Raw genomic sequence first — 21,450 nt, 5'->3', positions numbered from 1 at the left:
CGCAGCCACTTTTGCTGTGTGCAAATCCACCACCTGCCTTACAGTAACTGTTACATTTCCAAAAGCTCCAACAGTTCTTCCCTCGTAAAGTTACCATTTCCCAAGCCTTCCCCTGAGAGCACCTGCTCCGCCAGTTCTCTTTTCCGCTCCTGAAGCTTGACTATATTTTCTTCTATGGTATCCTTCATAATCAATTTATAGACATTTACCACATTTTTCTGCCCTATCCTATGGGCCCTGTCCGTAGCCTGATTCTGCACAGCCAGGTTCCACCATGGGTCATAGTGAATTACGATATCCGCCGCCGTCAGGTTAAGGCCTGTCCCCCCTGCCTTTAAAGAAATGCAAAACACATTGGTTTCATCCCAGTTAAAGCTTTCAACCAGCTGCAGCCTTTTTTCTTTTGGCGTAGCTCCCGTTAACGTGTAATAGGAAAGGTTTTCCTTATCCAATTCTTTCTGTAAATTTTCCAGCATAGATGTAAACTGGGAAAATAAAAGCACTTTATGCCCTCCGCTTACAGCATTTCTAATCAAATCCAGGCACATTACAGCCTTCTCGGAAGAGTTTACATAATTTTCATACACTAGTGACGGGTCGCAACAAAGCTGCCTAAGCTTTAATAGCTCAGATAAAATCTGTATTTTGGCACTCTTGAATTCTTCATCGGACTGCTTGTCCACCAGCATTTTAATTCTCTGCACATGGGCGCAGTAAAGTTTCCACTGCTCTCCTTCCATATGGCCATATACACATTCTTCCAATTTATCCGGCAGGTCTGTCAGGACATCCTTCTTAAGCCTTCTTAGAATAAAAGGCCTTACCATCTTCTGAAGCCTGCCCATGGCCTCCTCACTGTTGTTTTGCAGCGCAGGAACTTCTATTTCCGTTCTAAAACGCTGATAGCCATACAAAAATCCCGGCATCAGATAATCAAATATGCTCCACAGCTCACTTAACTTGTTCTCTATCGGCGTACCAGTCAGGGCAAAGCGATGCCCTGACTCAATCTCCTTTACCGCCTTTGCTGCCTGGGTATTATGGTTTTTTATATACTGTGCCTCATCAATAATCTGGCAGAAAAATGAGACATCCTTATACTGGGGCAAATCTCTTTTTAAAAGCTCATAGGATGTGATCAGGATATCTCTCGTCTGGGCCGTCTCTATGATTTCCTTCCGTTCGGCGGCTGGTCCTGTGACCATCTTTACAGGAAGGCTCGGCGCAAAACGGTTAAATTCACTGTTCCAGTTAAATACCAACGAGGCAGGTGTTACGATCAGACATCTTCTGTTATCATCCGCTTTTGCATCCAAAAATTCTGATAACAAAAAGGCAATGATCTGTAAAGTTTTCCCAAGACCCATATCATCTGCCAGAATCCCTCCAAATCCGTTATGTCTAAGGGTCTTAAGCCACAAAAATCCGACTTTCTGGTATTCCCGCAAAATAGATTCTAAGCTTGCCGGAATCTCAAAATCATTATCCTCTATGGTCTTCATATTTCTGATTAGTTCCTTGAAAGTTCTGCTTCTTATTGCCAAGAGATTCTGTTTTTCGCGCAGCTCGCTGTCTAAATACATGGCCCTGTATTTAGGCACATTCATTTTTTCCTTTTTTAACTGACTCTCTGTCAGGTTCAAATCCTCCTTAATCCCCAGGAGGGTTTGCATCCCGTCATCTTCCACATCAATGAAACTGCCGTTTTTCAAACGGAAATACTTTTTCTTTCGGTCGTATTTAGACAAAATTTCTATCAATTCTTCCCGGGACATATCCCCGGCACTCACTGTCAGCTCCAGCAAATCTCCGGACAGTGACACACCTACCTCTACCTTACTGTGCCGTATCACATGAATCCTCTTTAAAGCATCCGAGACATACACTTCCCCTAACTCCTGAAATTTAGGAATACCATACACCAAAAGCTCGTAGATTTTATCCTCATCCCCGGAAAGAACCATGGCGCGCTCCTTCTCGTCAAAGGCATTACAATAAGAGGCGACTATATTTCCCACAAGCGTTTCCTTTACGGCATCCCTTTCGCCCTTTTTTTCATCCTTTTGATAGACGTCATATTTTCTTTCCCCGTATAACGCGTAAACCTTACAGGTAATAAAATCCTGCTGGGGTGCATCTAAGTAAATCTCAAAAATTACAGGCACAACGCCGTAATCTGACGGCTCAAAATTTTCCCTTTTACATTGATAATGTTTTTCAAGCACAGGCAACAGCTCCCTGCAAAAAACAGGAACATCTTCCTTTGCAATGTAAAGCTTTCTGTCAGGCATCTGCGCCATACAGGATATGAAATCCTGAACCTGCGCCAGGTCTTCCTTTTTTTCTCTGTAAATCAACCCCTCCTTAAACATAATCACATAATGAAAACAGAAAAATCCGAACAGTACCTCCGTGCTTACTTCAATGCCATCCTTCTCTCCCTTTATCCACATATTTCTGATCAGCTTATCTTCTGTCAGTCTCCATGAACGCTCTCCTGTCATATTCACATTCATGGTAATATCCCTTTCCTTCAAGCACTCTAAAAAGTCCTCAAAATCCGCTCCGCTTAAGGGCATTTTACGCAATTTCGGAAAAGATGCTCCATAGTAGTTTCCATAGGCATATTGTACATAACTTCCTCCATTCTCCTGCACCCACCTCAATAAAAACTTCACCAGCTCCTGTGACCCTTTCGCAAATGCCTCCAACGTATGTAAAAATTTAAGCTTTTTTCCGTAAGAATGTTCCTGCTCCAATTCCACATTTCCTACAAACTCAAATATATCTTTCATGACGTATTTTGTATCCACGCCCAATTTAAACTCTACAAAAATTCCATTATTACTGCAATCCAAAAAAGGCTCCAGCTCCACCTTTCCATAATCCCCTTTAGGCAGCAAGGCCATGGTGGCCTTTACTGTCTGCCGGTTCAACAGCTCTTTCATAGCCGGAGTCGTTTCCCTGGCATGTCTGCTTCTATGGCCCTGGCCGAACAGCTCCCCCGGATTGATATAGTCTCTCAAATATTTTTTATTATCATTCCGCGATTCATCTTCCACAAAATCAAAAATTGTCTGCTGTCCTAACTGATGGTTTTCCGCCTCCAAAAGCACAGCCACACAATGCTTACAAATACCTTCATAATTGTAAAAGGCCGGACATTCACAGTAACATTCCTCCATCTCATCCGTCAGATAATCAACCAATATCTCCACATGGTATTTCTTCCGGCCGCTGCCGTGAACCTTTGCCCTGATTTTAATCTCAAATTCATCTCTGTTTTCTACTTCAAATGTTTCGACCATATTCCCATAAAAAAGCTCCACGCCTCTATTGTAGGCGACACTGTTTGTAAGCTTTTTAATTTGTCTTTTATTAAGCATTCTTATACTCCCAGTATATCGCAGCTATGCACGTGATATGTATTACTACCAATATCATTAGCATATCCGCCCCTATTTCTCATGTCAAGTGAAACAATCAGCCACCGCGAAAATCTCCCTTCGCCCCTACTTCATGTTCTCAAGTATACAGCCCATACCCATTCCTGACCCACGCAAAGCAGCTTTTCATTGAAAAATTTTCCTGCCATTCTTGCAACCCGTCCATTTTAAGTGTATAGTCAAATAAAAACCAAGGAGATTCCCCATGGACAGACAAAATCTAACCTTATTAACAGACCTTTACGAACTTACTATGATGCAGGGTTATTTTGAGCATAAAGAGCAAAACGAAACCGTCATTTTTGATGCCTTTTACAGAACCAATCCCTGCGGCGGAGGCTACGCCATTGCTGCCGGCCTCGAACAGCTTATCAAGTACATCAAAGAACTACATTTTTCTAAACAAGACATTGAATACCTGGACAGTCTGCATATTTTCAGCAAAAATTTTCTGGATTATTTGGCAGGCTTTAAATTTTCCGGCGATATCTATGCCGTCCCTGAAGGAACTATCATTTTCCCCCGGGAACCTCTCGTTAAAGTAATTGCTTCTATCATGGAAGCCCAGCTGGTTGAAACCGCCATCTTGAATATTATAAACCACCAGAGCCTGATTGCCACCAAGGCCGCCCGGGTCTGCTATGCTGCAAAAGGAGATGGCATTATGGAATTTGGCCTTCGCCGCGCCCAGGGCCCCGATGCAGGCATTTACGGTGCCAGAGCAGCAGTAATTGGCGGATGTATTGGTACCTCCAACGTCCTTTGCGGACAGCTCTTTGATGTTCCCGTTAAGGGTACCCATGCCCACAGCTGGATTATGAGCTTCCCTGATGAGTACACTGCCTTTAAAACTTACGCAGATATGTACCCTTCCGCCTGTATTTTGCTGGTAGATACTTATGATACTCTAAAATCCGGTATTCCCAATGCTATCCGCGTCTTTCAGGAAATGCACGCTGCCAAAATTCCTCTTACCAATTATGGAATCCGTCTTGACAGCGGCGACCTTGCTTATCTTTCAAAAAAAGCGCGTAAAATGCTGGATGATGCCGGATTCCCCGATGCCGTCATCTCTGCTTCTAATGATTTGGATGAATATCTGATAGAAACTTTAAAGGCTCAGGGCGCTGCCATTTCTTCCTGGGGTGTTGGGACCAATCTCATTACTGCAAAAGATAACCCTGCCTTTGGCGGCGTTTATAAGCTGGCAGCCATCATGAATGAAAAGGGAGAATTTATTCCCAAAATCAAACTCTCTGAAAATACTGAAAAGGTAACCAACCCCGGCAACAAGACCATTTACCGTGTCTATGAAAAAAATACGGGTAAAATAAAAGCCGATTTAATCTGTCTTGTAGGAGAAACATTTAACCAGGAGGAGCCTTTACTGTTGTTTGACCCCTTAGAGCCATGGAAAAAAACAAAACTGTCGGCCGGCTCATACACCCTTCGTGAATTACTCAAACCTGTTTTTCAAAATGGGGAATGCTGCTATGAATCTCCTAAGGTGATGGATATCAGAAGCTACTGTCAAAGCGAGCTTGATACCCTCTGGGATGAAACCAAACGATTTGTAAATCCTCATCAGGTTTACGTAGATTTGTCTAAAAAATTATATGATATTAAGATTCAGCTTTTAGATCAAATGAGTGAAAAATAATCGTTTCAATAAACTGTTCAGGTAGCTGAACTATTATAAACGTCAGGCGTGGGGGAGAGGCTCTCCCCCACAGCATTTTTGTACTTTGCTGAAAATCTTTGTTCTTCTCATGGCATCTTTGGTTTCCTTATCTTTTACTTATAATAAAATTCATTCTATACTTCAATTAACATCTTTGTTGTTTTTGGAAACCGTTGAACAATTTCATATGAATTATCTTTCTTCTTCATAGCGTAATATATATTTTTGATAGAATCTCCCTTATTTTTCAGGAAATTCCCTATTATCTCCATTACACCCTCATAACTTTTACTTGTTACCTGAAATCCTCTAAGCCAAATCAAACCATAATGTAATACTAATTCGGTTCTCGGCGGAATGAAAACTACAAAATCTTTTCCATGCAGGGTAATTAGCGCCCTTTGCTCTTTCAGGGCAAGCTCAAAAACGTCTTCATCTCTTTTCCCTGCCTCGAATCTGTTTAATACATGAATAACATCGTGCCCATATTTTTCTAAAACCGGTATTGATTTCTGTGTAATATTCTCATCTAATAGTACCTTCATTCCTATCCTTCCTGATATGGGGCATCCAAAACTTCAATTACATACTCCATGGCTTTCTCTATATCTTTTTCTGCCAGTTTATATTCTTCGCTAATCTCCTTTATCGTCATTTCATCTTTTAAGCATGCAACCATTAAACTAACTGGTATTCTGGTATTATTTATCACCGGCATACCACCCAATTTTTTTCATCAATTTGGATTTCATTAAATTTTTGAGCTATTTTTTTTAAATACTGCTCTATTTCTTGATAATTTACATTTCCATTTTTTAAAAATATGATATTACGCTTCATATCTTTATTATATGTCTGTTTTTTCATTTAAACCGGATTGGTATTCATTTTTTTTATATGTATATTGCCATATTTCAGGAAAAGATATTTCAGAATTCTTTACAAAAAGTTCCGCCATTTTTACCCCTTCTATTCGTCTATATAGAATCCATTTTTCCTTCAGTTCAATTAAATTATCAATCAAGTTTCCCAAATCCCTTCTGGAAAGCTCAATGTATATGGTATTTCCTCATCCTCCATTTCAGTCATTACTCTGACAATCGCCGAATTTACAGCTATTTCTTTAGGATTTTCTTCATTTCTATAACTGATAATCTGACTTTCAAAATGCTTAAAACAATTTATTTTACTATTCCTTTTTACATAAAGGTGATTCTTTAAATCATTTTCCCGGGCATAAATCTCACTGGCAGTTTCCAAATCTTTTTCCAAGGCATCTTCTGTACTTTTACCTTCTGCCAAATCCGCAACCATCCTAATGATAGAAAATGCGTAATCGATAAACTCTTTTTCTTTTAGTTCAGGAATCACTTCTTTACGTTTTGGGTCAACTCTTAATGTAAAGCCTGATGTATTCCATAGGATTTCAAGTAAGCCGCTGTTAAAACCACTAAGCAAAGTCTCCGCGTATTTATTTTTTTGTCTTCGTTCATAGCATTAGCACCTCTTTTCTCATCCTTAACCTGCTTTTGTATTTTCCATTATAGCACAATCCCTGTTTCCTCTGCAATTATTGCCTTTCTCACCCATTATATAAACCAACCACCCAAAAGTTTTAATTTCTGAGAACCAGGGCACTTCCATTTTATATGTCCAAAAATAGTTCCGTCAGATAATGAACCGTAGACAATATCACACTTTCGTCCACCCTAAATCCGGGCTGGTGAATCGCCCATCCCTTTCCTGTACCAACTTTGATATAGCAGCCGGGAATTTTTTCCTCATAAAAAGAAAAGTCATCCCCTCCCATGGAGCTCTCCTCAGGCACCACCTTCAAATTACACTTATCTGCTGTCCGGATACTTTTTTGCACCATTTCTTCATCATTATAGGTAGCCGGGCAGCCTGCTATCCATTCCATAGCTGCCTTGGCTCCATAGGCAATGGCTGTGTTTCGCACAATTTCTTCCATCCGTTTTTCAAACAAAATCCGGTCTTCCCGGTTCATGGTCCGCACGGTTCCCTCTAAAACTGCCTGTTCCGGTATTACATTCCAGGTATTTCCCGCTTCTATTCTGGTAACGCTCAAAAGCGCCGGATGGAAGGCATTCACATTTCTGGTCACCACGCTCTGTAACGCCTGTACCATAGCCGCTGCCGCCAGAATCGGATCCACGCCATCCTCCGGATGTGCCCCATGACAGCCCACGCCCTTTACGGTAATCACAAACCGGTCTACCGCCGCCGATACATAGCCCTGACGAATGCTCAACACTCCCGCTTCATTTGTGGGGTCCGCATGAATACCCCATATCATCTCCACATCATCTATCTCATCTGTTTCCAATATCTTAAGAGCCCCCAAAGAACTTTCTTCCCCGGGCTGAAAAATAATCTTAACAGTGCCGGCCAGTTCTTCTCTTCTCTCCTGCAAAAGAAGGGCGCAGCCTATTCCGGAAACCGTATGAAAATCATGTCCGCATGCATGCATTTTCCCCTTCTGGCAGGAGGCATAGGCTAACCCCGTTTCCTCCATAACAGGAAGGGCATCTATGTCACATCTAAGGGCCTGTACTGGCCCGTTTAATTTCCCCCGAATCACCGCCACAAGCCCTGTTTCCAGCTTGCAGGGCAGAAGCTCCACCCCGGCCTCCACGAGAATTTCCCTGATCTTAGCTGTTGTCTTGTATTCCTCGTAAGACAACTCCGGATTCTTATGAAACCACTCAAAATATGCAATTAGTTTTTTCTCAAGCTCCATCTTCTTTCTCCCCATTCCTGTCTGCCAGAACCTGTTTAAAATTCATTCCTGCTATCTGACCTGTTCCCATCACCACTTAGGGTAATTTTCATCAAACCCTATGCCGTTAAAATCACCTGCGGCTGTTTGGGTCAAGGGCATCCCTCAGCGCATCTCCAATAAAATTAATGGACATAACCAGCAGTACAATAAGCAGGCCCGGCGGTATCCACAGCCATGGCTGTTTTGTGAGAACCGTCAAAGACTGGGCTCCATTTAACATATTTCCAAGGCTTGCCGTAGGTGGCTGCACTCCCTGTCCTAAAAAGCTAAGAGCCGCCTCGTCCAGCATGGAAAGCGCCAGCACGGAGGTTGCATACACTAAAATCGGCGCTACCGTATTAGGCAGAATTTCTGAAAAAAGAATATGTCTAAGAGGCATTCCCGCCACAATATTTCCTTTAATAAAATTAGTTTCCCGAAGGTTTAACACATTTCCGCGCACCAGCCTTGCAATTCCCGGCCAGTCCACGAAACCCAAAATCAGGATAATATTCCAAAGCCCGGGCTTAAATACCGCCGCTGCAACCAGTACAAGCAAAATATAAGGGAATGACATTACCATATCCGTAAAACGCATGATGATCATATCCGCCACACCGCCAAAATAACCTGCAATCAGTCCAAGTATTACCCCGATTACAGTAGAAATAAAGGTAGCCATAATCCCTACCAGCAGGGAAATTCTCATTGCATACAAAAGTCTGCTAAGCACATCCCTGCCAATCTGGTCTGTTCCAAGCCAAAATTCCTTACAGGGCGCCCCACTAAAGGTTCCCACAATTTCATCCGGGTCATAAGGCGCAATCAAAGGCGCCAAAAGCGCCGCACCGCCTAATAAGGCCAGTATCGCCAGACTCACCACTGCCAGATGGTGGCGGCGAAAACGCCGAAATACTGTCTGCAGGTAGCTTTCGTTGGCTATATCTTTTACCCTCTCGTTTTCAGCGCCCACAAGAACTGTTCTTTCATATTTCTTTTTCTTTGCCATTTTCTTTTCTATCCGTTCTTCCTTCTTCACTTTCCATGCCTCCGGAGCATATTGGAAAAGTTTTCGATACACTAATCCCATGCCGCTATAAAGCAGCATATATCTATCAGGAGAATGCCTGTTTCAGGCATTCTCTTGCAATTTTTCTTCACACTTTAATCAAGCTGAATTGTGGGGTCAACCAATGCATACAAAATATCCGTAACCAGATTGGCAGCTAACACCACCACCGCAGATAAAAGGCACACTCCCATGATCACAGGATAGTCCCGGCCTGTAATGGCACTCATGGTCATAAGACCAAGCCCCGGCCAGGAAAATACCTGTTCAATAATAACTGCACCGCCAAACAGTACAGGGATCTCCATACCGATTACGGTTACAATAGGAACCATCGCATTGCGCAGGGCATGCTTATTGATCACCAAAAAGCGGCCGATTCCCTTCGCGCGTGCTGTACGCAGATAATCCTGCTGCAGGATTTCCAATACGGCGCTTCTGATATATCTGATGTTACTGCCGGCCATAGAGGTGGCAAGTACAATCACCGGCATAACCATATGCTGTAATACATCCCAAAAACCGCCCTCTGTTCCCAGAGTTGCCATTCCGCTTGAAGGGAGCCAGCCCAATTTTACCGTAAAAATATAAATCAGCAGTAAGGAAAGAAAAAAGCCTGGTATACTGCTCCCTAAGAAGGAAAAAGTAACCACTGCATAATCCCCTTTTTCATACTGGTGAATCGCGCTGTAAATTCCTGCCGGAACCGCCATAATGAGACTTACCACCAAAGATACACCCATCAGCAGCAGCGTAGGACCCAGATGGCTTCTTATCATTTCGCTGACCGGCTGATAGGATTTAATGGAATACCCCATGTTTCCCTGTAAAAGCTGTCCCAGCCATACAAAATACTGCACATAAAAAGGTTTATCCAGTCCTAGAGCAATTGCTTTAGCCTCCACCGCAGCCTGTGATACACGGGGACCCTGCAGCATTTCCAGGGGACTCCCTGCCATACACATAATCCCATAATCTATAATTGTGATGCCAATCAACACAGGAATAGCAATCAATATTCTTTTCAGGATATACTTTGTCAATATTCCATTCCTCCTTGTTTTCCGAAGGAAAATGCGACTGCTCTTGCAGGAGCAGAGGAATTCTCCTTCTTATTTTAACTGTTTTGGCAAACAAAATTTTCATTTTTACTGAGCATCACAATAGGGCAGGCCGCATAATGACCCGTATCATTGCCTTCGGAATTCCCCCGGTCGCCATCCCATCCTGCCTTTATTTCCAGCATTTCCGGCTCCTTCTGCCTGCATATATCTGCAGCATATGGGCACCTTGGATGAAACCGACACCCCTTTGGTAAGCTGGCGCTGTTTCCGATTTCCCCCTGCAAAAGGCTGTACGCCTTTTCTTTTTCTCCCGGATCCGGTACTGGAACCGCATCTAAAAGCGCCCTGGTATAAGGATGCACCGGATGGTTAAAAATTTCCTTTGCCTCTCCCATTTCCACAATTCTGCCAAGATACATCACCGCAATCCTGTTGCTGACATAATTAACCGCTCCCAGTCCATGGCCCACGAAAAGAAGGGTTAAATGAAGTTCCTTCTGCAGTTCTTTCAAAAGGTTCAAAATCTGTGCCTGTATGGATACATCCAGAGCGCTGACCGGCTCATCACAGACGATAAACCTGGGATTTAAAGAAAGCGCCTTAGCAATGCCGATTCTCTGCCTTTGTCCTCCGGAAAACTCATGGGGATATCTTCCAAGCACATTGCGTGGAAGACCTACCATATCAAGAATTTTCAAGATATCTTTCTCAACTGTCCCCTTTTCCGATATCTTATGGTACAGCATAGGCTGAGAAAGAATCTCAAATATATGCTTTCTGGGATTTAAAGAAGAATAAGGATCCTGAAAAACCATTTGAAGCTGTGTCCTGATTTTCTGCATTTCAGCCTTTGATAATTCAGCTAAATCCTTTCCTTTATAATAAATCTTGCCCTCTGTGGGTACCTCAAGCCCTACCAATTGTCTCCCTATTGTAGACTTTCCACAGCCGGACTCTCCAACCAATCCTAATGTTTCTCCCTCCATAATGGAAAAGCTTACGCCGTCCACCGCCTTGGTATACCCCTTGGTATGATTGATAATTCCTCCCTTAATGGGATAATATTTTTTTAAATTCTCCACCTGAATCAAAGGGGCATCTTCTTTATCGCTCATAACTCGGCTCCCCCTTCCTTCATCACAATACATTTTGCAGTATGGTGTGCCCCGAATACATAATCCTTTTGAGGATTATCACATTCCGGCCTTCTGTATTTACACCGTTCTGCAAACCGGCATCCTTTCCTGTCATCATAGCTCTCCGGCACCATACCGGGAATAGAAACAAGCTGCCTGTCCGCTGCATCCCGTATGGTGGGAACCGTATCAAGCAGTGCCTTGGTATAGGGATGCTTTGGATTTTCAAAAAGTTCCTTTACAGGCGCTTCCTCTATAATCTGCCCTGCATACATGACTAATACCCTGTCCGCCATATTCGCCACCAAACCAATGTCATGGGTAATTAAAATCATAGACATACCTGTTTCTTCCTGCAGCTCTTTAAGCAGCTTCATAATCTGCGCTTGTATAGTCACATCCAGTGCTGTAGTGGGTTCATCTGCAATCAACAGCCTTGGACTGCAAGACAATGCCATGGCAATCATTACTCTCTGGCGCATCCCACCGGAAAGGGTATGGGGATATTTTTTCATTGTGCCACGTGCATCCGGCATTCCCACTTTTTCAAGCAGCATTTGTGCCCGCTTTTTTGCATCCTCTTTTGATAAATGCATATGTGTGCGGATGCTTTCCACTATTTGATTTCCCACTGTAAAAACAGGATTTAAGGAAGTAAGAGGATCCTGAAAAATCATGGTAATCTCATTTCCCCGCACTTGATCCAGTTCTTTTTCTGTCATAGACAGAAGATTCTTACCGTCAAAGAGGACAGAGCCGTCCTTGACAGCTCCGTCCTTTCTTAATAATCCCATAATTGACAATGAAGTTACACTTTTTCCACATCCTGATTCACCTACAAGGCAGACCACTTCACCTTCCTTTACATGAAAATCAATATGGTCTACACTGATGTTCTTGCCATAGTCCCCAGCAAAAACGGTGGTCAGGCCCTGCACTTCCAATAAATGCGGCATGGCTTTCCCTCACTATTCTTCAATATCCCAATTCTGTACATCATTGAAAAATCCATATGCGCTGGGTTCGGCGCCCGTAAGCCGTTTGCTCACCGCCCCCTGCACACTTAAGATATACGCGGAGAACATGGGAACATCCTCCTGAACCTTCCTATCTATAACAGAATAAAGCTTTGTAATCTCCTCTGTATCACTTGTCTGCTGTGTTCCCTCCAAAGCTTCGTTGATCTCATCGCTGGAATAACCAGTCCAGCTACCATCTCCGCTAAGAAGCCACTGTACATCCGGATAAGGATCAACTGGCGCATAGGTGTACTGTACTGCAAAAAAGTCATAATCCATACTTCCTGCAAGTGTCATAAGCATCGCCAGATCAACTGTCTGCACCTCCACGTTGATACCTACGGCTGCCCACTGTGCCACTAGCACTTGCGCACCATTAACAAAGGTATTATCGCCGGAATTTACATAAAAACGTAGGGTCTTAGAACCGTCCCAGCCTGCTTCTTCAAGCAGTGCCTTTGCTTTCTCCGGATCATAATCCATTGGCGTAATTCCATCATCAAAAAACGGACTCGCGGAGGAAAGGAAACCATCTACCACCTCCCCGTGGCCTTTTAAAAGCTGCTCTACAAGCTGCTCCCTGTCAATGGCATAAACAAGCGCCTGACGAACTCTCGCATCCGGAATATTCGCCGTTTGGATAAATACGGACTGATTTGTAATAGGCTGGCCATACACTGCATCTACATTTTCCAGTTCTTCAATACTCTCATAATCTTCCTGCGGTATGGCAGTCATAGTGTGATGGGTAATATCAATTTCCCCCGACTGAAGTCCCGCATAAATCTGACTTGCATCTACAATTCGAATATTTAATTTGTCAATCTTAGGTGCACCCTTCCAGTAATCGGTGTTTGCCCGATAAGAAACATAATGGTCATTGTCATAATCCGTCAGGATGAAAGGTCCACTGACCACATCCGGATGATTAAACCAGTCCGCTGTTAAAAGTTCTTCCTCAGTATACTGTTCAATCACATGCTTCGGCATGGTATGAAGATATCTGGCATAAGTATTTTGAAATGTGGTAAGCGCCATTGGATATTTTGCCGTAAACCGGATGGTCTTATCATCCATAACCGTAAGACCTGCCATACTCTCAGCCCCTTCTTCTACAAAGCCTTCCTCACCTGTACCCTCAAATGCATAGAGCATCAGGGTTGTATTGTTGACAATAGGGCTTGCCAGTCTGCGCACAGTGTACTCAACGTCATCTGCTGTCACCGGCGTTCCGTCCGACCATGTAGCCGCATCATCGATATGCACTACAAAATTTATATTATCCTCTGTGGTAATACTGTCTGCAAGCATTCCCTGAAAATTTAAATCTTTGTCAAGCTCCATCAGAGGCAAAAACATCAGACCTACCGCATACTTATTAATTTCGGTCTGGTCAACCACAAACGGATTGACACCGCCTAAGGAATCCGTAACACCCACATTGATGATTTTTTCTCCGGCCGCTTCTGCGGATTCTCCATTATTCTGTGAATTTTCTGTGGAAGTTTCCTCTCCTCCCTCACCAGCTTCGCCGCTTCCGCCTCCGGATGACGAACACCCAGCCACGGAGATAGCAAGTACTGCTGTCAACAAAAAGCCCAGCAGTCTTTTTGAAAATTTTTTCATAATACGCTGCTCCTCCATTACAAACCACCGGATTCTGAAAAATCCGATCCCATTTATTTTAGTTGGTTCATTATACTGTTACAGTATTAAATTGTCAATATTTTCAATAATAATTACTGAAAAATGCCCTCTGCAGCACAATCATTCAAATGAAATCTTTAATGATTGCCACTAAATAAAGGGGTAGATAAATACCGGTCTCCGGAATCCGGCAGCAGAACTACGATTATTTTTCCTGCATTTTCAGATCTTTTGGCCAGAATGGCTGCTGCCTTCAGGGCTGCTCCGGAGGAAATACCTACCAGGATGCCTTCACTTACCGCAAATGCCTTTCCTTCTGCAAATGCATCTTCATTTTCAATGGCAATAATTTCATCATAGACTTCCGTATTTAATATATCTGGCACAAAGCCCGCTCCTATTCCCTGGATTTTGTGAGGTCCTGCGGTTCCTTTTGAAAGTACCGGACTGGAAGCAGGTTCCACCGCAACAATCTTTACCGCAGGGTTTTGGGCTTTCAGATACTCTCCCACACCGGTAATCGTTCCGCCAGTTCCAACACCTGCTACAAAAATATCTACCTTTCCATCTGTCTGCTCCCATATTTCCGGCCCTGTACGCTCCCGATGAGCTTTCGGGTTTGCGTAATTCTCAAACTGTCCCAAAATAACCGCACCTGGAATGGATTCTTTAAGCTCTTTCGCTTTCGCAATGGCGCCTGTCATCCCCTTCGCTCCTTCTGTAAGCACCAGCTCCGCCCCATAAGCCCCAAGCAGATTCCTACGTTCCATACTCATTGTATCAGGTAGTGTCAAAATTGCCTTGTATCCCTTGATTGCTGCCACTGCTGCAAGACCAATACCCGTATTACCAGACGTAGGCTCAATAATCGTTGCGCCCGGTTTTAAGATTCCATTTTTCTCCGCATCCTCTATCATAGCCAATGCAACCCTGTCCTTGACAGAGCCTGCCGGATTTAAATATTCCAGTTTTGCTAAAATAGTCGCTTGCGCAGCGCCCGCCTTTTGCGCATAACGGTTTAATTTTAAAATAGGTGTGCTGCCAATTAGCTCCAAAGCGCTTTCCTTGATTTTACTCATATTCATCCTCCCAAAATTTTATTCCCTACTTAATTAGTATGATTAGTATGTTTAAAATTATATTCCAATTCACATTCTCTGTCAAACATGAAATTTATTCTTTTATAAATTACCAAAAAATAACATGTATAGACATAATCTGTGAATTCTTGACAAATGTCCCAAATAGCGTTATATTACAATCACTTTGCATTAAATTTGTACTTTTCGCATAATGTATTTTGTATACATACAATTTGCGGGCGATTGGAAGTATGGGGGATTAAGATGAAAAATCTGTTGAACTATCAGACATCCGAATACGACTGCGGACCTGTTACCGTTCTGAACGGCATACGATACCTTTTTGAGCGGGAGGATATTCATCCTGACTTGGTGAAGTTTATCATGCTTTATTGTTTAGATACCTGTAACGAATCAGGTGACCCTGGTAAGCACGGTACCTCTCCTTCTGCCATAGACTTTCTGTCCTGTTGGTTAAACCACTATGGAGAAACCAGAAATTTCCCTCTCCACTGCGAGTACTATTCCGGGGAGATTGTAACAGTCACGCCGGATAGTCCCATTACCAAAGCCCTTGCAGCTGGTGGTGTTGTTTTGGTGCACCTTTTTTTGGGTGTAGATCATTATGTTCTGTTAACAGGTATTGAAAAAGACCGGGTTTTACTCTTTGATCCTTTTTACGAGGAATTAAATGACCCGGAATTAGATGAAGAATATTTTACGGAAGAAATTTCTTTTATCACAGACCAGCCTAAAAAGGCCAACCGTTCCGTATCTATGGAACGCCTGAATCGTACCACCAGAAATTATTATGAAATGGGAGACTTTTCTCTCAGGCTGGCTTTGGTTATGTTCAATACGGCGCTTACTTAAATATACTTCGTATCATAAATTATTGTACCTTTCATTTAAAAGGACTGCTCCCGGCAGCCCTTTTTTGTTCCCGCTAAGCTTATTGTTCCATCTGTCTTCCCAAAAAACCTGCTGCCGACTGAATCAGCTTTTGTTCTACCTCTCCCATTTTTCCTTTCTCTCCATTATCAATCAGCACTACACCGCCAATCATATCTCCCTCACAGATAATAGGACTAATTGCCTCCTGATAAAATTCATCGGTTACATCCTGTGTAATCGGGATAAAATTGGAATCCTCCTTTGAGGCAATCAGCATTTCCCTCTTATTTAGCTTTTCCTCCAATTCTTTACTGATGGATTTACCAAGAATACTTTTATAGCCTCCCGACACTGCAATGAACTGATCTCTGTCTGCAATCAGGGCTGTCCTGCCTGACACCTGTGCTAAGCTTTCTGCATATTGTTTTGCAAATGTATTCATTTCACCAATGGGCGAATATTTTTTTAATATAATCTCGCCTTCCCTGTCAGTAAAAATTTCAAGCGGGTCACTTTCCCGAATTCGGAGGGTCCGTCTGATTTCCTTGGGTATTACAATACGGCCTAAGTCGTCTATACGTCTCACAATACCTGTAGCTTTCATAAAAATAAACCTCCATTTACGCTAATAGTAAAAAATTACTCTTGTACTATTATTTGTAAAAGAAGGCTTATTATACATGAAAATTTAAATCAAACTGCGGCACAAAACTTTCCCTGGCAGTATCTCCTTCCTGAATAAAAGCATTTTTGACCCCTAAATCTATGGCATACGCTACAACAGCCTCATACTCCCGCTTTGTTACCTTTCTGCACAATTCCTTATGATCAGAGTCTTCCATAACTTTTGCAAAAGGTGTATATTGGTTCATTAAACTAAGATAGATCCTGTCCTTATAGGTTTCATACAGATATTTTACAACCGCTTTTGCATTTTTCTTATGCCCCGGCAAAATCAGATGTCTTACAATAATTCCCTTTTGCATCATACCCTTTTCGTCAAATGCGGCCTCTCCCGCTATCTGCATCATTTCTTCAAGCGCTGCCGCCGCAACAGACGGATAATCAGGGGCTTTAGAATATTTTTCCGCTAAATCTTCATCCATATACTTAAAATCTGTCAAAAAAACATCCACAATTCCTGTTAAATTTTTTATTACCTCTCTTTTTTCATACCCACTTCCATTATATACCATTGGCAGGGTAAGCCCCATATCCCTTGCTGCCAAAACAGCTGATGCAATCTGGTCTATATAATGGTCCGGCGTCACAAGATTAATATTGGCCGCCCCCTTTGCCTGGAGCTCTAAAAAAATTTCTGCAAGCTCTGTTACGGAAACCTGTCTGCCTCTTTTGCCTGCTGCAATTTCATAATTTTGGCAATAAACGCATCTTAAACTACAGCCGGAAAAAAATACCGTACCTGATCCCTTCTCTCCTGATATACAGGGTTCCTCCCACATATGAAGCGCTGCCCTTGCTACAAAAATCCTGTTATCCGAAAGGCAATAGCCCATCTGGCCGTCTTTTCGTCTTGCCTGACATTCCCTGGGGCACAAATTGCATGGACTATTACCTAATTGTTTCCATTTCACAGCCATTATTCCTCTCCATACTGCTCCTCCCATTCATCTCTTGGAATTGCCGTAATATTTCCCAAATCATAGTAAACTTCATAAAACAGATTAATCCAATAATCTTTATCATCCTGCAAGTCCGATTCATGAGCATTGCTATAAGGGTTCTTAAAGGCCTCTCTAAACTGTGGTATCACCAAAATACCATCTTCATCGGGATCGCCCTTTTCTTCCCAGATTAAATCAATCCTCTCCTTCTCCTCTCTATATATTCTGGCCAGATTGACCAGATTATCCAAATAAGCAAAGAACAGCCATGCACACAGCACACTGACCAGACTGTACTTAGCGGCCCGGACCACCTGTTCCGTATCCGATACGTCAACTATCCCCTGAATGCATCCTACAAACAGAAAAATACCTGCCCCAAAATACGCTCTGTCCGCAGGAGTAGGCGCAAGGGCAAGGGCATAACATGTGGCCGTTGCCACCAGTAAAAAAATAACCGTTTCATGATTGCGCAGTAACCTTAAGCTACACAATTTTTTTTGCAGTACCAGAATCACAAGTACGATGATTGTAATTACGATTACAACAAAAAATAATTCCCTAATGCTAAGCGTTATTTTATAAATTCTGGAAAGAAGACCCACAAATCCCGTATATTCACCTTCTGACATAGTAGCGCTCCTGCTCCTTATGCCTGGCGCTGAAATCATTCCCAGCATTCCGCAGCACATACCAAGGACGCCGGCAATCATAAAAGGATAAATACTTTTTTCCTTCCTTTTTCTTCTATCCCACCAAAAATTCAGTCCGAATAATAATATCATCATCAAACATCCACCAGATGTATTTTCGTTGCACCAGCCAGCTATTATACCAAGCATAAATGCTCCGGCTGCTATCATCCAATGATGCTTTATTTTATCCGCATGATACAAAAAATGCCTGTAAAAGGTCACAAACCCCAAAATAAACACACTCCCCCAAAGGTAATTACAGGCTCCGCATATCCAAAGCATGGTCTGGCCAAAACTTACTGCAAATTTCCATAAGAAAGTAATGATAAGTAAAAGGACAAAAATGTCATATTTCTTTTTACGGCGGATATTGGCGTACATAAAAAGTACAAGCGCTATAAACATAAAGCTGTTTACCAGGTTAAACACCCACTTATCAAATACAAGGGAAAGCCGCACATTGAACTGGCCAATCACCCTTCCGCTGTTTGACAAGTATTCTCCATACTGCTGTTTTATCAAATCCCATACGGATTTGGCCTCCCGCACCGCAATCGCATAGGAATAATCATCTGACAGGTATGGCGTCAAAAAATTGTAGGCCAAAATCATCAAAAATGCTGCTGCTAATATTATCCGGAATATCTGTTTTCTATGTTTTTCTATAAAAGCCGTCACGTTTTTTCCTTTCCTGATATGACATGATACCAATTGTAATAGGTTCCCTGACCGGACTGTTACAAACTATTACTGCTTATTTTATCAAAACTTAATATGGAATGCAATTAGGTAGTGTATCAGTGAAAAATATGTTATACTTAGGTAGTTTTATATTTTTCTATTCAGGTTCAAAATCACAATATTTCATTCAAACAACAGAGGTATTTATGAACGGAAAAGTTTTACACACTTTAGAATATACAAAGATTATCAATTTATTAGCGCAGAAGGCGTCCTCTGATCCTGGCAGGGCTATGTGTCAGGAGCTAACGCCTTTCACTGATCTTAACGCTATCGAGACAGCCCAGAGGGAAACTGCGGACGCCCTCTCTATGCTTTTTGCTAAGGGCTCCACTTCCTTTGGCGGAAACCGGGATGTGTCTATGTCACTGCGCTCTCTGGAAATTGGGAGTACCCTATCTGCCCCTGAACTCTTGAAGATTGCAGGTCTTCTTGACAATGTAAATAGAATTAAGTCCTACAGCAGAGGGCCAAGAGATGAGGAAAAGGAGACTTCACTTACGAACTACTTCCAAGCCTTAGAACCCCTTACTACTCTTGCAAATGAAATAAACCGCTGTATTCTTTCCGAAGAAGATATTGCAGATGATGCCAGTCCGGGACTGAAGCATGTAAGGCGCTCCATCTCCTTAACCGGTGATAAAATTCATTCACAGCTAGCCGGTATGGTAAACGGTTCCTACCGAAGCTATCTACAGGATGCAGTCATCACCATGCGGGACAACAGATACTGTATTCCTGTTAAGGCGGAATATAAAAGTCAGGTGCCCGGCATGATTCATGACCAATCCTCCACCGGCTCCACCTTCTTTATTGAACCTGCTGCGATTGTAAACCTGAACAATCAGCTAAAAGAGCTTGCACTGAAAGAAAAGGAAGAAATCGAGGCCGTCTTAGCTGACTTAAGCGCCCAGACGGCAAACCATATTTTAGAAATCGCCGAAAACCAGCGGATTATGACCTTTTTGGATTTTGTGTTTGCCAAGGCTGCCCTTGCCATGGATGAAAATGCAACCATGCCTCTTTTTAACCGGGAGCATTACATTCATATCCGTAAAGGGCGTCATCCCCTTCTTCCTCCGAAGAAGGTGGTTCCCATTGACGTTACGCTTGGAAAGGATTTTGACCTGTTAGTTGTCACTGGCCCTAACACCGGTGGTAAAACTGTTTCTTTAAAAACAGTAGGACTTTTTACCCTGATGGGGCAGGCAGGCCTTCATATCCCAGCCTTAGACCGCTCGGAGCTCTCCATTTTTACGGAGGTGTATGCTGATATTGGGGACGAGCAAAGCATTGAACAGAGCCTTAGTACTTTTTCCTCCCATATGACCAGTATTGTTTCCATTTTAAAAAATGCAGATGAAGATTCCTTATGTCTGTTTGATGAATTGGGCGCCGGCACTGACCCTACGGAAGGCGCCGCCCTGGCTATTGCCATTTTAGACCATCTTCACACAAGCGGCATCCGTACTATGGCCACCACTCACTACAGTGAGCTTAAGGTGTATGCCTTATCTACCGATTTTGTGGAAAATGCCTGCTGTGAGTTTAATGTGGAAACGCTGGCTCCCACCTACAGACTTTTAATCGGTATTCCCGGCAAGAGCAATGCCTTTGCCATTTCCTCAAAGTTAGGGCTGCCAGACTATATCATAGAAGCTGCCAGAAAGCAGATTACCACTGAGGAAAAAAGCTTTGAAGACCTGATCGCTGATTTGGAAAACAGCCGTCTTACCATAGAGAAGGAACGCCTGGAAATTGCTTCCTATAAAGAGCAGGTAAAAGCCTTAAAAGAAAAATTACAAGCCAAAAATGAAAAAATTGACAACGCCAAGGACCGCATCCTGCGTCAGGCTAACGAACAGGCCCGGGAAATTTTACAGGAAGCTAAAAATGTGGCGGATGAAACCATCCGCATCTACCAAAAGGCCGGTCCCGGCGCCTCCCTAAAGGATTTAGAAAAGACCAGGGAACGGTTGCGCGGCGAAATTGGCAAAAAAAACGACAAGCTGACCCTCACTCAAAAACAACCTCAAAAGAAAAAACAGTTGAAGCCGGAGCAAATCAAAATAGGGGACAGTGTCAAAATTCTCTCTATGGGACTTAAGGGAACGGTAAGCTCCCTTCCCGACCACAAAGGAAACGTATTTGTCCAATGCGGAATCATGCGTTCCCAGGCAAATATAAAGGATTTGGCGCCCTTGGAGGAGGAAACACCCCCTGGTCTTTCCGCTATACAAAAAAGCCATACCAGTAAGGTAAAAATGTCAAAGGCTTTAAATATTTCTTCTGAAATCAATTTACTCGGGCGCACGGTGGATGAAGCTCTTGCAGAGCTTGACAAATATCTGGACGATGCCTATCTGTCCCATCTCTCCACCGTTAGAGTGGTACATGGCAAAGGCACCGGCGCCCTGCGAAGTGCTGTACACAGTCATTTAAAACGCATTAAATATGTAAAGTCATACCGCTTGGGAGAATACGGCGAGGGTGATGCCGGTGTTACAATTGTTACATTCAAGGAATAAAAACAGTAGCTAAAAATCACCTGCATTGTTTTGCATACAAT

General features: G+C 42.8%; 18 protein-coding genes. 3 read left to right on the top strand and 15 right to left on the bottom strand.

The annotated features are described in order from the left end of the window. Positions 1-50 precede the first annotated feature (50 nt). Positions 51-3,386: an SNF2 helicase associated domain-containing protein gene (locus D5281_RS01255; RefSeq protein WP_160558320.1), complete on the bottom strand. Its 3,336-nt coding sequence runs from the start codon at positions 3,384-3,386 to the stop codon at positions 51-53. Between the two features lie 265 nt (positions 3,387-3,651). Here D5281_RS01255 and D5281_RS01250 point away from each other — a divergent pair, with 265 nt between their 5' ends. Beyond that, positions 3,652-5,106, top strand: coding sequence for a nicotinate phosphoribosyltransferase (locus D5281_RS01250; protein ID WP_160558319.1), 1,455 nt, complete (start codon positions 3,652-3,654; stop codon positions 5,104-5,106). Between the two features lie 155 nt (positions 5,107-5,261). Here the strand turns inward: D5281_RS01250 and D5281_RS01245 are convergent, their stop codons facing one another. The 11 genes from D5281_RS01245 to cysK form a co-directional block, all read right to left on the bottom strand. Continuing rightward, entirely contained in the window at positions 5,262-5,672 is a 411-nt protein-coding gene (locus D5281_RS01245) for a DUF5615 family PIN-like protein (protein WP_160558318.1), read from the bottom strand. A gap of 2 nt (positions 5,673-5,674) precedes the next feature. Further along, on the bottom strand, positions 5,675-5,839 hold the full coding sequence (locus D5281_RS01240; protein ID WP_160558317.1) for a DUF433 domain-containing protein: 165 nt from the start codon (positions 5,837-5,839) through the stop codon (positions 5,675-5,677). After that, positions 5,836-5,994, bottom strand: a complete 159-nt coding sequence (locus D5281_RS01235; RefSeq protein WP_160558316.1) for a hypothetical protein — start codon at positions 5,992-5,994, stop codon at positions 5,836-5,838. Before D5281_RS01235 ends, D5281_RS01240 begins: the two co-directional genes overlap by 4 nt. 153 nt (positions 5,995-6,147) lie before the next feature. Continuing rightward, positions 6,148-6,585 carry a hypothetical protein gene (locus D5281_RS01230; protein ID WP_160558315.1) on the bottom strand — a complete coding sequence of 146 codons (438 nt, stop codon included), beginning with the start codon at positions 6,583-6,585 and terminating at the stop codon, positions 6,148-6,150. Positions 6,586-6,772: 187 nt separating this feature from the next. After that, positions 6,773-7,903, bottom strand: a complete 1,131-nt coding sequence (locus D5281_RS01225; RefSeq protein WP_277935104.1) for an amidohydrolase — start codon at positions 7,901-7,903, stop codon at positions 6,773-6,775. A 97-nt stretch (positions 7,904-8,000) separates the two neighbouring features. Continuing rightward, positions 8,001-8,918 carry an ABC transporter permease gene (locus tag D5281_RS01220; protein WP_160558473.1) on the bottom strand — a complete coding sequence of 306 codons (918 nt, stop codon included), beginning with the start codon at positions 8,916-8,918 and terminating at the stop codon, positions 8,001-8,003. A gap of 155 nt (positions 8,919-9,073) precedes the next feature. After that, entirely contained in the window at positions 9,074-10,021 is a 948-nt protein-coding gene (locus D5281_RS01215) for an ABC transporter permease (protein WP_160558314.1), read from the bottom strand. Between the two features lie 74 nt (positions 10,022-10,095). Next, complete coding sequence (locus D5281_RS01210; RefSeq protein ID WP_160558313.1) at positions 10,096-11,157, bottom strand: ABC transporter ATP-binding protein; 1,062 nt, start codon at positions 11,155-11,157, stop codon at positions 10,096-10,098. After that, positions 11,154-12,134, bottom strand: a complete 981-nt coding sequence (locus tag D5281_RS01205) for an ABC transporter ATP-binding protein (protein ID WP_160558312.1) — start codon at positions 12,132-12,134, stop codon at positions 11,154-11,156. Before D5281_RS01205 ends, D5281_RS01210 begins: the two co-directional genes overlap by 4 nt. 12 nt (positions 12,135-12,146) lie before the next feature. Next, entirely contained in the window at positions 12,147-13,823 is a 1,677-nt protein-coding gene (locus D5281_RS01200; RefSeq protein ID WP_160558311.1) for an ABC transporter substrate-binding protein, read from the bottom strand. Positions 13,824-13,981: 158 nt separating this feature from the next. Further along, positions 13,982-14,923 carry a cysteine synthase A gene (gene cysK, locus D5281_RS01195; RefSeq protein WP_160558310.1) on the bottom strand — a complete coding sequence of 314 codons (942 nt, stop codon included), beginning with the start codon at positions 14,921-14,923 and terminating at the stop codon, positions 13,982-13,984. A gap of 267 nt (positions 14,924-15,190) precedes the next feature. Here cysK and D5281_RS01190 point away from each other — a divergent pair, with 267 nt between their 5' ends. Further along, entirely contained in the window at positions 15,191-15,799 is a 609-nt protein-coding gene (locus D5281_RS01190) for a peptidase C39 (protein ID WP_160558309.1), read from the top strand. A 79-nt stretch (positions 15,800-15,878) separates the two neighbouring features. Here the strand turns inward: D5281_RS01190 and spoVT are convergent, their stop codons facing one another. From spoVT to D5281_RS01175, 3 genes are all read right to left on the bottom strand, one after another. Then, entirely contained in the window at positions 15,879-16,424 is a 546-nt protein-coding gene (gene spoVT / locus D5281_RS01185) for a stage V sporulation protein T (RefSeq protein WP_160558308.1), read from the bottom strand. A gap of 70 nt (positions 16,425-16,494) precedes the next feature. Then, a complete protein-coding gene (locus D5281_RS01180) occupies positions 16,495-17,421 on the bottom strand; it encodes a radical SAM protein (RefSeq protein ID WP_160558307.1) in 927 nt (308 codons plus the stop codon). Beyond that, on the bottom strand, positions 17,421-18,818 hold the full coding sequence (locus tag D5281_RS01175; protein WP_160558306.1) for a DUF3329 domain-containing protein: 1,398 nt from the start codon (positions 18,816-18,818) through the stop codon (positions 17,421-17,423). Before D5281_RS01175 ends, D5281_RS01180 begins: the two co-directional genes overlap by 1 nt. Before the next feature lie 209 nt (positions 18,819-19,027). On the opposite strand from D5281_RS01175, the gene D5281_RS01170 reads away from it, so the two are divergent. Continuing rightward, positions 19,028-21,409, top strand: a complete 2,382-nt coding sequence (locus D5281_RS01170) for an endonuclease MutS2 (RefSeq protein WP_160558305.1) — start codon at positions 19,028-19,030, stop codon at positions 21,407-21,409. Positions 21,410-21,450 lie beyond the last annotated feature (41 nt).

The organism is Parablautia muri, from assembly GCF_009917485.1.
GTDB classification, from domain to species: Bacteria; Bacillota; Clostridia; order Lachnospirales; family Lachnospiraceae; genus Suilimivivens; species Suilimivivens muri.
This window is presented reverse-complemented; position numbering and strand designations above follow the sequence as displayed.

Bases quoted from the DNA above. Each gene is read 5' to 3' on its own strand.
- D5281_RS01250 (WP_160558319.1), top strand. From the start codon at position 3,652: ATGGACAGACAAAATCTAACCTTATTAACAGACCTTTACGAACTTACT.
- D5281_RS01245 (WP_160558318.1), bottom strand. From the start codon at position 5,672: ATGAAGGTACTATTAGATGAGAATATTACACAGAAATCAATACCGGTT.
- D5281_RS01190 (WP_160558309.1), top strand. From the start codon at position 15,191: ATGAAAAATCTGTTGAACTATCAGACATCCGAATACGACTGCGGACCT.
- D5281_RS01225 (WP_277935104.1), bottom strand. From the start codon at position 7,903: ATGGGGAGAAAGAAGATGGAGCTTGAGAAAAAACTAATTGCATATTTT.
- D5281_RS01255 (WP_160558320.1), bottom strand. From the start codon at position 3,386: ATGCTTAATAAAAGACAAATTAAAAAGCTTACAAACAGTGTCGCCTAC.
- D5281_RS01200 (WP_160558311.1), bottom strand. From the start codon at position 13,823: ATGAAAAAATTTTCAAAAAGACTGCTGGGCTTTTTGTTGACAGCAGTA.
- D5281_RS01170 (WP_160558305.1), top strand. From the start codon at position 19,028: ATGAACGGAAAAGTTTTACACACTTTAGAATATACAAAGATTATCAAT.
- D5281_RS01205 (WP_160558312.1), bottom strand. From the start codon at position 12,134: ATGCCGCATTTATTGGAAGTGCAGGGCCTGACCACCGTTTTTGCTGGG.
- D5281_RS01235 (WP_160558316.1), bottom strand. From the start codon at position 5,994: ATGAAAAAACAGACATATAATAAAGATATGAAGCGTAATATCATATTT.
- D5281_RS01180 (WP_160558307.1), bottom strand. From the start codon at position 17,421: ATGGCTGTGAAATGGAAACAATTAGGTAATAGTCCATGCAATTTGTGC.
- spoVT (WP_160558308.1), bottom strand. From the start codon at position 16,424: ATGAAAGCTACAGGTATTGTGAGACGTATAGACGACTTAGGCCGTATT.
- D5281_RS01220 (WP_160558473.1), bottom strand. From the start codon at position 8,918: ATGGCAAAGAAAAAGAAATATGAAAGAACAGTTCTTGTGGGCGCTGAA.
- D5281_RS01210 (WP_160558313.1), bottom strand. From the start codon at position 11,157: ATGAGCGATAAAGAAGATGCCCCTTTGATTCAGGTGGAGAATTTAAAA.
- cysK (WP_160558310.1), bottom strand. From the start codon at position 14,923: ATGAGTAAAATCAAGGAAAGCGCTTTGGAGCTAATTGGCAGCACACCT.